The 13,067-nt window shown below is 74.4% G+C and carries 11 protein-coding genes; 5 read left to right on the top strand and 6 right to left on the bottom strand.

The features are described from left to right. Nucleotides 1-149 precede the first annotated feature (149 nt). Nucleotides 150-1,319 (bottom strand): glycerate kinase, encoded by a 1,170-nt coding sequence (locus ACZ4Z2_RS36845; protein WP_468082091.1) that lies wholly within the window; start codon nt 1,317-1,319, stop codon nt 150-152. A gap of 173 nt (nt 1,320-1,492) precedes the next feature. On the opposite strand from ACZ4Z2_RS36845, the gene ACZ4Z2_RS36840 reads away from it, so the two are divergent. The 4 genes from ACZ4Z2_RS36840 (at nt 1,493) to ACZ4Z2_RS36825 (ending at nt 6,724) form a co-directional block, all read left to right on the top strand. Then, a complete protein-coding gene (locus ACZ4Z2_RS36840; protein WP_468082090.1) occupies nt 1,493-2,593 on the top strand; it encodes an ADP-ribosylglycohydrolase family protein in 1,101 nt (366 codons plus the stop codon). Then, on the top strand, nt 2,590-3,081 hold the full coding sequence (locus ACZ4Z2_RS36835; RefSeq protein WP_468082089.1) for an NUDIX domain-containing protein: 492 nt from the start codon (nt 2,590-2,592) through the stop codon (nt 3,079-3,081). Before ACZ4Z2_RS36840 ends, ACZ4Z2_RS36835 begins: the two co-directional genes overlap by 4 nt. 353 nt (nt 3,082-3,434) lie before the next feature. Continuing rightward, entirely contained in the window at nt 3,435-5,891 is a 2,457-nt protein-coding gene (locus tag ACZ4Z2_RS36830) for a protein kinase domain-containing protein (RefSeq protein WP_468082088.1), read from the top strand. A gap of 98 nt (nt 5,892-5,989) precedes the next feature. Beyond that, nucleotides 5,990-6,724: an SIR2 family NAD-dependent protein deacylase gene (locus ACZ4Z2_RS36825; RefSeq protein ID WP_468082087.1), complete on the top strand. Its 735-nt coding sequence runs from the start codon at nt 5,990-5,992 to the stop codon at nt 6,722-6,724. Nucleotides 6,725-6,732: 8 nt separating this feature from the next. Here the strand turns inward: ACZ4Z2_RS36825 and ACZ4Z2_RS36820 are convergent, their stop codons facing one another. The 3 genes from ACZ4Z2_RS36820 to ACZ4Z2_RS36810 form a co-directional block, all read right to left on the bottom strand. Beyond that, a complete protein-coding gene (locus ACZ4Z2_RS36820; RefSeq protein WP_468082086.1) occupies nt 6,733-7,215 on the bottom strand; it encodes a methylated-DNA--[protein]-cysteine S-methyltransferase in 483 nt (160 codons plus the stop codon). 19 nt (nt 7,216-7,234) lie between these two features. Further along, nucleotides 7,235-8,743 carry an AlkA N-terminal domain-containing protein gene (locus ACZ4Z2_RS36815; RefSeq protein ID WP_468082085.1) on the bottom strand — a complete coding sequence of 503 codons (1,509 nt, stop codon included), beginning with the start codon at nt 8,741-8,743 and terminating at the stop codon, nt 7,235-7,237. A gap of 116 nt (nt 8,744-8,859) precedes the next feature. Then, the gene (locus ACZ4Z2_RS36810) at nt 8,860-10,863 is read right to left on the bottom strand and encodes a heavy metal translocating P-type ATPase (RefSeq protein WP_468082092.1); all 2,004 of its coding nucleotides are present in this window, start codon (nt 10,861-10,863) and stop codon (nt 8,860-8,862) included. 57 nt (nt 10,864-10,920) lie between these two features. Here ACZ4Z2_RS36810 and ACZ4Z2_RS36805 point away from each other — a divergent pair, with 57 nt between their 5' ends. Beyond that, nucleotides 10,921-11,292 (top strand): ArsR/SmtB family transcription factor, encoded by a 372-nt coding sequence (locus tag ACZ4Z2_RS36805; RefSeq protein WP_390943947.1) that lies wholly within the window; start codon nt 10,921-10,923, stop codon nt 11,290-11,292. On the opposite strand, the gene ACZ4Z2_RS36800 is transcribed toward ACZ4Z2_RS36805, so the two are convergent. Further along, the gene (locus ACZ4Z2_RS36800) at nt 11,267-12,160 is read right to left on the bottom strand and encodes a hypothetical protein (protein WP_468082084.1); all 894 of its coding nucleotides are present in this window, start codon (nt 12,158-12,160) and stop codon (nt 11,267-11,269) included. The genes ACZ4Z2_RS36805 and ACZ4Z2_RS36800 overlap by 26 nt on opposite strands. A gap of 274 nt (nt 12,161-12,434) precedes the next feature. Then, nucleotides 12,435-12,944, bottom strand: coding sequence for an O-acetyl-ADP-ribose deacetylase (locus ACZ4Z2_RS36795; protein WP_468082082.1), 510 nt, complete (start codon nt 12,942-12,944; stop codon nt 12,435-12,437). Nucleotides 12,945-13,067: the final 123 nt, after the last annotated feature.

Genomic DNA, 13,067 nt, shown 5'->3' with positions numbered 1-13,067 from the left:
AGCTGCAGTTACTCCTCGCGGTCTGGACCGGCGCCTGTCCCACCTGTCACCGCAACATGCCAGAACTGATAACGACCTGACCAAGCACTACTAGGCCCTGTCGTCAAATTCCCGCCGTCGCCCGGAGGGCGGCCCCGCGCTAGTTCGGGTCAGGTCAGGAAGTCCCGGGCGATCCCCTCGGCCACCCGCTCCAGGATCGGGCCCGGATCGGCGACGCAGCGGTCCACGTCCGGCTCGACCTCCGTCAGCGGGTACGCCCGGCGGATGCCCGCGCGCCCCAGCGCCTCCGGGGGCAGGGCCAGGCGGCCGCAGACCGCCACGACCTCCCTGTCCGCGGCCCGCGCGGCCGCGGCGACCCCCGCGGGTGCCTTGCCGTGCAGTGTCTGCTCGTCGAGGGAGCCCTCGCCGGTGATCACCAGCGTGGCCCTGTCCAGGGCCTCGGCGAACCCCAGGACGTCGAGCATCACCTCGATACCGGGGCGGAAGCGGGCGCCGAGGACGAGGGCGCCGTAGCCGATGCCGCCCGCGGCGCCCGCGCCGGGCGCGAGCGCCTGCTCGGCGGCCCGGGCGCCGAGGGACTTCTCCAGGACGGCCGCGAAGTGGGCCAGCGCCGCGTCGAGGACCGCCACGTCGTCGGGGCTCGCGCCCTTCTGCGGGCCGTACACCGCGGGCGCCCCCTTGGGGCCCGTCAGCGGATTGTCGACGTCGCTCGCCAGGACGAGGTCGAGGGAGGCGAACCTCGGGTCCAGGTCCGTCAGGTCCGCGGTCACCAGGTCGCGCAGCCCGCCGCCGCCCGGCCCGACGGGCTCGCCCGCCGCGTCCAGGAAGCGGGCGCCCAGCGCGGCGAGCATGCCGGCGCCGCCGTCCGTGGTGGCGCTGCCGCCCACCCCGAACACGATCGTGCGGGCCCCCGCGTCCAGCGCGGCGCGCAACAGCTCACCGGAGCCGTACGTGGAGGCCGTGAGCGGTGCGAAGACCCCGTCGGGCAGCAGCTGCAACCCGCTCGCCTCGGCCATCTCGACCACGGCGGTGTCGCCGCGCAGCGCGTACGCGGCGGTCACGGGCTCGCCCAGCGGGCCGGTCACCCGTGCCTCGTGCCGTTCGAATCCGGCGGCGACCGCGGCGGCCACCGTGCCGTCTCCCCCGTCGGCCACCGGCAGCGCCTCGACCGCCAGGTCCGGCAGGACCCGGCGCAGGCCGGTCGTCACCCGCTCGGCGACCTGGACGGCGGTGAGGGTGCCCTTGAACTTGTCCGCGGCGATCAGCACCCGCGGGATTGCCGTGTCAGTGTCGGTCCCGTCCACAGCGGCGTTCGCCACCTTGCGTTCCCCTCGCTCATCGGGCCTTGCGCATGTCAAGGCAGTCGCGCCGCTGTGACCCTAACCGCACCGGGGCCCCTCCGTCATGCCCTGTCCCGCCCCTCGAACGCGACACGCCGCGTACCCGTCCGTTCACCGAGCGTCGTTCCGCGGAATTGGGTAGACCTTCCACCATGACCCCTGAGGGCAGCGAACTCGCCGACCGTGTACTCGGAGGCTGGCTGGGCCGGATCGCGGGCAACATGCTCGGGAAGCCGGTCGAGCTGGGCGACCACTGGACGCGGGAGCGCATCGACCGCTATCTGCGCCGCGCCGACGCGCTGCCCCTCACCGACTACCTGCCGGAGCCGGCCGACGAGGGCGACCGGCTCGCGCTGCGCCCCGAGTGGCGGGAGTGCGTACGCGGCCGCGTCCACGGAAGCTGCCGCGACGACGACGTGGACTACGCGATCCTGGGACTGCACCTGCTGGAGACGTACGGCTTCGGCTTCACCACCGAGCAGGTCGGCGACCTGTGGCTGCTGCGGCTGCCGTATCTCCAGACGTTCACGGCGGAGCGGGCGGCCTACCGCAATCTGGCCAATGGTCTGAAGCCCCCGCTGACCGCCACGTACGAGAATCCGTACCAGGAGTGGATCGGCGCCCTCATCCGCGCCGACATCCACGGCTGGACCTGTCCGGGCGCGCCCCGCCGCGCGGCCTCGCTGGCCCGCCGTGACGCGGTCCTGTCGCACACCGGGAACGGGGTGTACGGGGCGATGTGGGCGGCGGCGCTGGTGTCGGCGGCGTTCACGGCGGGCACCGTGCGGGAGGCCGTGGACCAGGCGCTGGCGGTGATCCCGGCGAGCAGCCGGCTCGCCCGGACCGTGCGCCGGGTCGCCTCGCTGCACCAGACGGGGATGGCCTGGGACGACACCCTCACGACGGTGGCCGAGGAGACCGCGGGGGCGCACTGGATCCACACGATCCCGAACGCGGCGGTGCTCACCGCCGGGCTCCTGTACGGCGACGGCGACTTCACCCGGACCATCGCGCTGACCGTGCGCGGCGGCCTGGACACCGACTCGAACGGCGCGACCGCCGGTTCGGTGGCGGGGGTGCTGTGCGGGGCGGCGGCGATCCCGGACCGGTGGACGGTCCCGCTGGAGGACACCGTGCGCAGCGCCGTGTTCGGCTTCGACGGCGTGCGGATCAGCGAACTCGCGGAGCGGACGGTGCGGTTGGCGCAGGCCTCGGTGCTCCACGGGTGGGCGCCGTCTACTCTGTCCGGATGACCACTCAGGACTACGCCGCGTACATCGCGAGCCTCCCGCGTGTCCTCGCCGGTGCCGCCGCCCTCTTCCGGGACGCCGAGGGGCGGGTCCTGCTCGTGGAACCCAACTACCGCGAGGGGTGGGCGCTGCCGGGCGGGACGATCGAGTCGGACGACGGGGAGACGCCCCGGCAGGGAGCGCGGCGCGAGACGGCCGAGGAGATCGGCCTGGACGTCGCGCTCGGGCGGTTGGTCGCGGTGGACTGGGTGCGCGGTGCGGGGCGGCCGCCGCTGGTGGCGTATCTGTACGACGGCGGGGTGCTCGGCGAGGACGAGCTGGCCCGCATCCGGTTGCAGGAGGAGGAGTTGCTGTCGTGGCGGCTCGTGCCCCGGGCCGAACTGACCGGCTACCTGCCGGAGGTGCTGGGCCGCCGGGTGCTCGCGGCGCTCGACGCGCTGGCGGACGGCACCGGTCCGGTCGAGCTGGAGAACGGGTTCCGGGTCGGCTGAGGACCGTCGACTATGCGCCACCGCTGCCCCTCGTCGCCAGGACCGGCCGTTGACAGGAGTCAGCTGACCTCCTGTCAACTCGCCTTGTACGGTCCGTGAAAGCGCCGACCGCCCCCACCACCCCACTTCATGGAAAATTAAAGCGTTGGCCGAAAACGCCGCCTGGTCGCCGCTCCAGCCTCTAGGCTGACGGCAGACCCCGTCCGAGCGATCGCCCTGTGGCCGCCCGCTCAGGAACCGGCTGCGGGGCTCTGGGAGGCGGCCTCACACGGTCCGCCCGGACACGCCGGTCTCTCCCCCACCCCGCGCGGGCCGTGCTCGCCCGTCTTCACCGAGAACAGGCAGCTGAGGTCATGGAACCACTTGGCCCTGACGACCCCGAGGTACTGGGTCCCCACCGGCTCGCGGCCCGGCTCGGCGCGGGCGGGATGGGGCGGGTGTACCTGGCACGCTCCCCTCAGGGACGGTTCGTCGCGGTCAAGGCCGTCCGCCCGGAGCTGCTGGGCGACCGGAACTTCCGGCTGCGTTTCCGTCGTGAGGTGGAGGCGGCGGGGGCGGTCGGCGGCCGGTACACGGCGCCCGTGGTGGACGCCGACCCGGACGGGCCGATCCCCTGGCTGGCCACCGACTACATCGCGGGTCCCACCCTGGCCGAGGCGGTCTCGGAGCACGGGCCGCTGCCGGTGGAGTCGGTACTGGCGCTGGGCGCCGGGATCGCCGAGGCGCTGATCTCGGTGCAGGCCGCCGGGCTGGTGCACCGCGATCTCAAGCCCTCCAACGTGCTGCTCGCCGCCGACGGTCCCCGTGTCATCGACTTCGGTATCGTGCGCGCCACCGACGGGTACGACCTCACCCGCTCCGGGGCGCTGTTCGGGTCCTTCGAGTACATGTGTCCCGAGCAGGCCACGGGCGAGCCGCTGGGCCCCGAGGGCGATGTCTTCTCCCTGGGTTCCGTGCTCACGTACGCCGCGTCCGGGCACGCCCCGTTCAGCGGGACGGCGGCGGCCACCCTCCTCTACCAGGTCGCGCACAGCGCACCCGATCTGACGGGCGTGCCCGAACCGCTCGACAAGATCATCGGGCTCTGCCTCACCAAGGACCCGCGGCTGCGGATCACCCCGGACAAGCTGGCCGCCGCCTGCGCGCCCGGCGGGGTGGAGCAGGTGACGGGCGAGGGCTGGCTGCCGCCGTCGGTGTCCGCCTCGGTCGCGCTCCGGGCGGCGGCGGTCGCGACGTTCGCCACCGCGCCGGACGAGGTGTTCACCGGCCCCGCCGCCGGGAAGGACCCCGAGCCGTACGCCGGCCGGGACGGGGCGACCGGCGTCCAGGAGCGGGAGGGGACGCCCCGACCCGACGGCGGGGGCGGGGCGCCGTACGCTCCCGGCCGGGCGCCCTACGCCGCCGATCGGGCCCCGTACGCCGCCGGTCCGGCGCCCCACGCTGCCGAGCGCGTTCCGCACTCCTCCGGTGCGCCGACGCCGGGCGAGGCGGAGGGCCGCGACCGTTCCGCCCGCCGGACGGAGGCGGCGGCCACCGGCGAGCCGTACGTCAGCGGCACTCCGGGAACCCCCGCGGACGGCTCCCCCGGGCAGCCGGAGCCCCACCGGGCCGCCTCCCCGGGACACCGCCGGGCGCACCCCCGGTCGGGCCCGTCCCGGCGTACGGTGCTCGCCGCGTCGGCGGCGTCCACCACCGCGGCCGCCATCGGGGGTGCCGTGTTCCTCTCCCGGCGGGGGACGCCGGACGGGCGGACAGTGAAACCGCTGGGTCCCGCACCCGAGCCGGCGTGGGTGTACCGGGGCGACCCGCTGCTCCAGGCGCCGGCCGTGTTCCACGAGGGGACGGCCCTGGTGAAGACCCGGCCGGGTGACCTGCTCTGTCTCGACCTCAAGGGCGGCGGCCGGCCCCGTTGGGTCTACTCGGGCATCAGCCAGTCGCCCACCCCGGTCGTCCTGACCTTCGGCGCGGCGGTCGCGCTGGGCGAGGGCTCGACGGTGATCGGGGTGGACCCGGCCGACGGTTCGGAGCGGTTCACGATCGGCTTCGGGCCGGACTTCCGCTTCGCCACCCTGCTCGGCGTCGTGAGCGACCGCGTCATATCCGTCATCGGTGTCCGGCTCGAGCGGGAGTCCGCGGAGCAGGGCGTCGCGACGTCCACGGACACGGTCTTCGCCGTCGACCTCGCGAGCCGCATCGCCGAGGTCATCCCCATCAGCCCGGAGGACGTCGGCGTCCGGCTGGCACCGGTGATCGTCCCCGGCCACTTCGTCTACGCGGACGGTCTGCGCAATGTGACCGTCCGGGACACGGACAGCTCCGGGGTCCTGTGGCGGCACCCCGTCGGTTACGACCTCCGGCCGGGTCTCGCCGTCCTCGACCGGACCGTGTTCGTCATCGGCCAGGAGCTCCAGGCCCTCGACCTCGGCACGGGCAGGCCGCGCTGGCGGGTGGAGCCCGACGACGGACAGTTCGCCTCCCTCGGGGTCCACGGCAACACCGTGTACGTCACGGGCACGAACCCGTCCGGCGTCCACGCGTTCAACGCGGCCACCGGCTCCCGGCGCTGGTTCTGCCCCACCCCGCGCCTGAACGTCGACCTGCCGGTGACCGCCGGGCCCGGCGCGGTCTACGTTCCCGCCTACAAGAACAGGAACGGCTTCTACGCCATCGACGCGGCCCGCGGCCGGCTGCTGTGGAACTTCACCGACGGCGTGGAGACCGGCGTCAACGACTGGCAGCTCGCCTGCGCCCCCTCGGGTCTCCTGGTGGCCCAGCACTACGACCGCGCCTACGGCATCCCCGCCGTCTGACCGGCCGGTCCCCTCCGCCCGGCCCGCCCCCGCTCCCCGTGCTCACCGCCGCCGAAATACGCTGGTCGCGGGCCGGCGGGCGACCTACCCTCGGCCCCATGAAGAAGCCTCTCGTCGCCCTGCTCAGCGGCGCCGGTGTCTCCACCGACTCCGGTATCCCGGACTACCGCGGCCCCAACGGGCTGTGGCGCACGGACCCGGAGGCCGAGAAGCTGGTGACGTACCAGTACTACATGGGTGACCCGGAGATCCGCCGGCGCTCGTGGCGGATGCGGCGGCAGAGTGAGACGTTGCGGGCCGAGCCGAACGCGGCGCATCGGGCGGTGGCCGAGCTGGAGCGGTCCGGGGTGCCGGTGCGGGTGATCACGCAGAACGTGGACGGACTCCACCAGCTGGCCGGCATGCCGGCCCGCAAGGTCCTCGAACTGCACGGCACGGCCCGGTCCGTGGTGTGCACCGAGTGCCATGCCCGTACGCCGATGGAGGACGCGCTCGCCCGCCTCGACGCCGGGGAGGACGACCCGCCGTGCCTGGAGTGCGGGGGCGTGCTGAAGTCGGCGACGGTGATGTTCGGCGAGCGTCTCGACCCCGTGGTGCTCGGCGAGGCCGTCGCCGTCACCAAGGCGTGCGAGGTGTTCATCGCCGTCGGCACCAGCCTCCAGGTCCAGCCCGCCGCCGGGCTCGCCGGGGTCGCCGTCGACCACGGGGCCCGGCTGATCATCGTGAACGCCGAGCCCACTCCGTACGACGAGCTGGCCGACGAGGTCGTACGGGAGCCGATCGGCACCGCCCTGCCGGAACTGCTGCGCGGGATCGCTGCCGGGGGCGGCTGAGCGGCCGGTCAGAACAGCGCCGTGCCCCGTTCGAAGTCCAGCAGGCGCCGCTTGCGGTCCAGGCCGCCGCCGTAGCCGGTGAGGCTGCCGTCGGAGCCGACCACGCGGTGGCAGGGCACGATGATGCCGACGGGGTTCCTGCCGTTGGCGAGGCCGACCGCGCGGGACGCCTTGGGGCTGCCCAGCGTGTCGGCGAGTTCGCCGTACGAGCGGGTCTCGCCGTAGGGGATCCGCGCGAGCTGCTCCCACACGCCGCGCTGGAACGGGGTGCCGTGCAGGCGCAGCGCGAGGGTGAACTGCCGCAGCTCGCCCGCGAAGTACGCCGTCAGCTGCTCCTCGGCCTCGGCGAAGAGGGTGTCGGCGCGCGGGCCGAAGGTCTCCTGCGGCGGACGGTGGCGCTGCCCGGTCATGTAGAGGCCGCACAGCAGCCCGTCGTCGGCGACGAGGGTGAGGGGGCCGTAAGGGCTGTCGATCACTGTGTGCTGCTTCATGCCGTGTCCTTCAAGGGGCTCATGCGGGAAGGAAGTTGATGGGATGGCCGTCCGTCGCCCACAGGTACTGGACGGCGTACGCCCGCCAGGGCCGCCAGGCCTCGGCGCGGGCGGTGAGCGCGGCCGGGGTGGAGGGCAGGCCAAGCTCCGCGGCGGCGCGCCGGACGCCGAGGTCGGTGGGGAGGAAGGCGTCGGGGTCGCCGAGGGCGCGCATGGCGATGACGTCGGCGGTCCACGGGCCGAAACCGGGCAGGTCGAGGAGGCGGGCGCGGGTCTCCGCCCAGTCGCTGTCCACCCCGAGGCGCAGCTCGCCCCCGGCGAGCCGGGCGACCAGCGTGGTGAGGGTCGTCCGGCGGGTGCGGGGCATCGCCAGGGCGTCGGGGTCGACCGCGGCGAGCGCCTCGGGCGTGGGGAAGAGATGGGTGAGGCCGCCCTCGGGGTCGTCGACCGGTTCCCCGTGGGCGAGGACCAGACGGCCCGCGTGGGTGCGGGCGGCAGCCGTGGAGACCTGCTGGCCGAGGACCGCCCGTACGGCGAACTCGGCCTCGTCGACGGTCCGCGGCACCCGGCGGCCGGGCGCCTTGTCGACCAGCGGGGCCAGCACCGGGTCCTCGCGCAACTGCTCGTCCACCGCCACCGGGTCGGCGTCCAGGTCCAGCATGCGGCGGCAGCGGCTGATGGCGACGGGCAGGTCCCGCAGATCGCTGAGGGTGAGGCGGCACGCGACGTGGTCCGGCCGGGGGGTGAGGCCCACGATGCCGTGCCCGTACGGCAGCCGGAGCGTGCGCCGGTACGCGCCGTCGCGCCACTCCTCCACGCCCGGTACGGCGGTCGCGGCGAGGTGCCCGAAGAGGTTGTCCGGGTTGAGCGGGGCCCGGAACGGGAGCCGCAGCGACAGGACACCGGGTGTCCCTGCGGAGCCGCCGGGCACGGCGGTCGGGAGCCCGGCCCGTCCGGCGGCCCGTTGCCGCAGTTCGCTGGGCGAGAGCGCGTAGACCTCCCGCACGGTGTCGTTGAACGTCCGGATGGAGGCGAACCCGGCGGCGAACGCGAGTTCCGCCATGGGCAGTGCGGTGGTCTCGATCAGCAGCCGCGCGGTCTGCGCCCGCTGGGCACGGGCGAGGGCGAGCGGCCCCGCGCCCAGCTCCGCCAGCAGCTGCCGCTCGATCTGCCGGGTGCTGTACCCGAGCCGGCGGGCCAGCCCCGGTACTCCCTCCCGGTCGACCACGCCGTCCGCGACGAGCCGCATCGCCCGGGCCACCAGGTCGGCCCGCTGGTCCCATTCCGGGGACCCGGGGCTCGTGTCGGGCCGGCACCGCTTGCAGGCCCGGAACCCGGCCTGCTGGCAGGCGGCAGCGCTCGGGTGGAACGTCATGTTCTCCGGCTTCGGCGGCACCACCGGACAGCTGGGCCGGCAGTAGATCCGCGTGGTCAGCACGGCGGTGAACACCCAGCCGTCGAACCGCGCGTCCTTCGACTGGACGGCCCGCACACACCGCTCCACGTCCCTGTACATCCCGTTCCGCATGGCTCAAGCATCGAGGACGGGAGGAGGCGGGGCTGGCGAGAATCCGACATGAAGGTGGGGTGACCTCGTGCCGGCCGGTCCCCGGTTCCGGCCCCGCTTCCGGCCCCGGGGAGTTCCTATCCCACGGCCCGCCGCCAAGCGCTCTCCCGCAGGAGCCGCAGCCCGTTGAGCCCCACGAGCACGGTGGAGCCCTCGTGCCCGGCGACCCCGAGCGGCAGCGGCAGGTGACCGACCAGGTCCCACACCACGAGCACGGCGATGCAGACCCCGGCGATGACCAGGTTCTGCGCCACCAGCCGCCGGGCCGCCCGCGACAGCCGCACCACCGCCGGGATCGCGACCAGCTCGTCCCGCACGACCACGGCGTCCGCCGTCTCCAGCGCCAGATCGGACCCGGCGCGCCCCATCGCCACGCCGGAGTGCGCGGCGGCCAGCGCGGGCGCGTCGTTGACGCCGTCCCCGACGAACAGCACCTTGCGGCCCTCGTCGGCCTGCAATTGCCGTACGGCCGTCACCTTGTCCTCGGGCAGCAGCCCGGCCCGGACGTCGGTGATCCCGGTCCCGGCGGCCACCCGCGCGGCGGTCCGCGGCTCGTCCCCGGTCAGCAGCACGGGAGCCGTACCGGTCACCGCGGTGAGCCCGGCGACGGCGGCGGACGCGTCGTGGCGCACCCGGTCGGTGAGGATGAGCAGTCCGACGGCGACCCCGTCCCGCTCGACGAGGACGGTCGTCCCGCCCGAGTCCTGGCCGTCACCGTCGCCGTCGCGGACGGCGCCTTCGGAGGTCGTCCCGTCGGAGATCGTTCCGTCGGGGCGTACGCCGTACTTCCCCGGGCGTCCCACGGTCACGACGGATCCCTCGACGAGGGCGCGTACGCCCCGCCCCGGTGTGGCCGCGAACTCCTCGGCGGCGGCCGGCCGCAGTCCTCGCGCGCCGGCGGCGGCCACCACCGCGCGGGCCAGCGGGTGCTCGCTGGGGTGCTCGGCGGCCGCGGCCAGTGCCAGCAGCCCGTCCTCGTCGAGCCCGGAACCCGGCAGCGGCCGTACGGCGGTGACTTCGGGCGTGCCCTCGGTGAGCGTGCCGGTCTTGTCGAGCGCGGCGGCATCGATCTCGCCCAGCCGCTCCATGGCGACGGCCGACTTGACGAGGACGCCGTGCCGGCCGGCGTTGGCGATGGCGGAGAGCAGCGGCGGCATGGTGGCCAGTACGACCGCGCAGGGCGAGGCGACGATCATGAAGGTCATGGCCCGGAGCAGGGCCCCGGTGAGGTCCTCGCCGAAGGCCAGCGGGACACCGAAGACGGCGAGGGTGGCGACGACGACCCCGACGGCGTACCGCTGTTCGACCTTCTCGATGAACAGCTGGGTCGGCGCCTTGGTGCGGGACGCCTCCTCGACGAGGCCGACGATCCGGGCGATGACCGAGTCGGCGGGGTCGCGCTCCACGCGGACGCGCAGCGCGCCGTTGCCGTTGAGGGTGCCGGCGAAGACCTCGTCGCCCGGGGTCTTGGGCACGGGCAGGGGTTCACCGGTGATGGTCGCCTGGTCGGCCTCGCTCTCGCCCTCCAGGACCAGGCCGTCGGCGCCGATGCGTTCGCCGGGGCGGACGAGCACCACGTCGCCGGCGGCGAGCCGGTCGGTCGGCACGGTCTCCTCGGTGCCGTCGGGCGACAGCCGGGTGGCCGTGGTGGGCGCGAGGTCGAGCAGGCCGCGCACGGAGTCGGCGGTGCGGGCGGTGGCGAGGGCCTCCAGGGCGCCGGAGGTGGCGAAGATGACGATCAGCAGGGCGCCGTCGAGGACCTGACCGATCGCGGCCGCGCCGAGCGCCGCGACGATCATCAGCAGGTCGACGTCGAGGCTCTTCTCGCGCAGCGCCCGCAGCCCTTCGAGGGCCGGTTCCCAGCCGCCGGCGGCATACGCGACGGCGTAGAGCGGGCCGTACAGCCAGGCGGAGGCGCCGGCCAGGTCCAGGGGGAGGGCGAGCAGGAAGGCGACGGTCGACGCCAGGGCCCAGCGCGCCTCGGGCAGGGCGAGGACGCGGGTACGGCGGCGGGGGGCCGTCGAGGCGGGCGTTCGGCGGACCGGTGAGGGAGCGAGAGTGGCAGACACGCGGCACACCATACAGGAACACATGAAGACTCATTCATGCCTTCATGTGCGATGAGTAAGATACTCGCCATGGGTCATGGAGCCGTAGCCGCCACAGCGCAGGACGCCACCCCTCGCGTGCGTCTGGACGCGGGCAACGTCGCGAAGGTGGCCACCACCCTCCAGGCCCTGTCCACGCCCTCCCGGCTGCTGATCCTGGCCCGGCTGCGCGAAGGGCCGCTCCCGGCGACCGAGTTGGCCGCCGAGGTCGGCATGGAGCAGTCCGCCTGCTCCCACCAGCTGCGTCTGCTGCGGAACCTGGGGCTGGTGGTGGGTGAGCGCCGGGGCCGTTCCGTGGTGTACGCGCTGCACGACCACCATGTCGCCGAACTGCTCGACCAGGCCGTTTACCACGTGGAGCACCTGCGGCTGGGTATCAGCGACGCGCCGGAAGGGGACTGACGGCGGGCAGCGCCTCCGGGGCGGAGAGGGCCGGGGGCGAGGGCGCCGCGCCGCCGAGGAGACCGCCGACGACGCCGAGCACCGGCTGCAGGAGGCCGGTGACCACGCCGAGCACCGGGGACAGCAGCCCGGTCACCGCGCCCAGGACGGCCCCCAGGTCGAGCGAGGTCAGCGTCTTCAGCAAGCCGTCGACGGCGGACTGGAGCGAGCCGAGGACGTCGCCGACCGGGTCGGCGGCCGGGGCGGCGCGGTACGGGGTGACCGGTGCGGGGGCGCGGTGGGGGGTGAGCGGCGCGACGACCGCCGGGACGGAACCGCGGTGGGCGCTGAGCGGCGCGGTGGTGTGCAGCTTCCTCAGCCGTTCCCGCACGGTGGCGTGGGCGCGGGTCACGGCCTTGGCGTGCCGGGCCGCCTCGGCCGGTTCGAGCCGGTCGCCCTCCAGTCGCGCGAGCGTGGTCAACTCGCCGAGTAGCGGGGCGAGCACATCGCCCCGGTCCATGCGGTCGAGGGTGGCGATCCGGGTCACCACCACGTCCGACGCGGCGTCGAGCCGCGCGAGGAGCGCGTCCACCTCCGCCTGCTCCCGGGCCACGAGCGCGTCCGCCTCCGCTTCCTTCTCGGCGACGAGCGCGTCCGCCTTCGCCTCCTTCTCGGCCACGAGCGCGTCGATCTCCGCGTCCAGGGCGTCGAACCGGGCGAGGAGGGCGTCCACATCGGGCTCGGGGGCCGCGGCGGCTCCCGCCGCGCGGAGTCCCCTCGCCTCGTGGCCCGCGTCGACGTGCGCGGCGGCGGCACCGGCCGGGGCGCAGACCAAGGTGGCGCACATCAGGGGCGGCAGAAGGAGGCCGCGGGAGACGAGGGCGCGCATGGACGTTCCTTTCGTGGCGGGGCGGGTGGTCCTTGGGCTCACCGTGGGAGGCACCGAAGCCCCCCGCAACCGGCCCCCGGGCCCGCCGTATCCCCCTCACCACTGGGTCCCACAGCTCTGACCAGGCACGTCCCCTGCCATGCCGCCGCCTCACAGGTCACTCGCGCGCGTTCCACCGTCCGTGTGTGCCGCCTCGAACAGCGGTGCGGGCGGAGACGTCGGACGGGTCCGGCCCGGTGGCCCGGCGGGGCCGGACGAGGGAAGGTCCGCCCCCTCAGTGGACCTGCGCCGCGAACGCCTCGTACGCCCGTTCGTCGAAGAGGACGAACCTGACCTCCTCCACCGACGTCTCGGCAGAGCGGACGGTTTCCACGGCGATACGGGCCGCGTCGTCCATGGGCCAGCCGTAGATCCCGGCAGAGACGGCGGGGAAGGCGACCGTGCGGGCACCCAATTCATCGGCCACACGCAGGGATTCGCGGTAGCAGGACGCCAGCAGGGCGGACCGGTCCAGGCTCTGGCTGTACACCGGGCCCACCGTGTGGATGACCCACCGGGCGTCCAGTGCACCGGCCGTGGTGGCCACGGCCCGCCCGGTCGGCAGGCCCTTGCCGTAGTGCGAGGCGCGGAGCCTCCGGCAGTCCTCCAGGATGGCCGGGCCGCCTCGCCGGTGGATCGCGCCGTCCACTCCTCCCCCGCCGAGGAGGGAGGAGTTCGCGGCGTTCACGATGGCGTCGACGGACTGCTGGGTGATGTCCCCCTGGACAAGCGTGATGGTGGTCATGACCACGTCTATAGCAGCAGTCGTCCGATCCTAGGCCCTGTCGTCACATTCCCGCCGTCGCCCGAAGGGCGGCCCCGCGGCGTCAGGTGCGTGCTCTCGGCGTGCCGGGCCCTGACCCGTGTA

Source organism: Streptomyces sp. NPDC030183, assembly GCF_055573455.1.
This window is presented reverse-complemented; position numbering and strand designations above follow the sequence as displayed.

Coding starts and splice junctions, on each gene's coding strand:
- ACZ4Z2_RS36825 (WP_468082087.1), top strand. CDS start 5,990: ATGAAGAAGCCTCTCGTCGCCCTGCTCAGCGGCGCCGGTGTCTCCACC.
- ACZ4Z2_RS36800 (WP_468082084.1), bottom strand. CDS start 12,160: ATGCGCGCCCTCGTCTCCCGCGGCCTCCTTCTGCCGCCCCTGATGTGC.
- ACZ4Z2_RS36835 (WP_468082089.1), top strand. CDS start 2,590: ATGACCACTCAGGACTACGCCGCGTACATCGCGAGCCTCCCGCGTGTC.
- ACZ4Z2_RS36820 (WP_468082086.1), bottom strand. CDS start 7,215: ATGAAGCAGCACACAGTGATCGACAGCCCTTACGGCCCCCTCACCCTC.
- ACZ4Z2_RS36810 (WP_468082092.1), bottom strand. CDS start 10,863: ATGGTGTGCCGCGTGTCTGCCACTCTCGCTCCCTCACCGGTCCGCCGA.
- ACZ4Z2_RS36805 (WP_390943947.1), top strand. CDS start 10,921: ATGGGTCATGGAGCCGTAGCCGCCACAGCGCAGGACGCCACCCCTCGC.
- ACZ4Z2_RS36795 (WP_468082082.1), bottom strand. CDS start 12,944: ATGACCACCATCACGCTTGTCCAGGGGGACATCACCCAGCAGTCCGTC.
- ACZ4Z2_RS36840 (WP_468082090.1), top strand. CDS start 1,493: ATGACCCCTGAGGGCAGCGAACTCGCCGACCGTGTACTCGGAGGCTGG.
- ACZ4Z2_RS36815 (WP_468082085.1), bottom strand. CDS start 8,743: ATGCGGAACGGGATGTACAGGGACGTGGAGCGGTGTGTGCGGGCCGTC.
- ACZ4Z2_RS36830 (WP_468082088.1), top strand. CDS start 3,435: ATGGAACCACTTGGCCCTGACGACCCCGAGGTACTGGGTCCCCACCGG.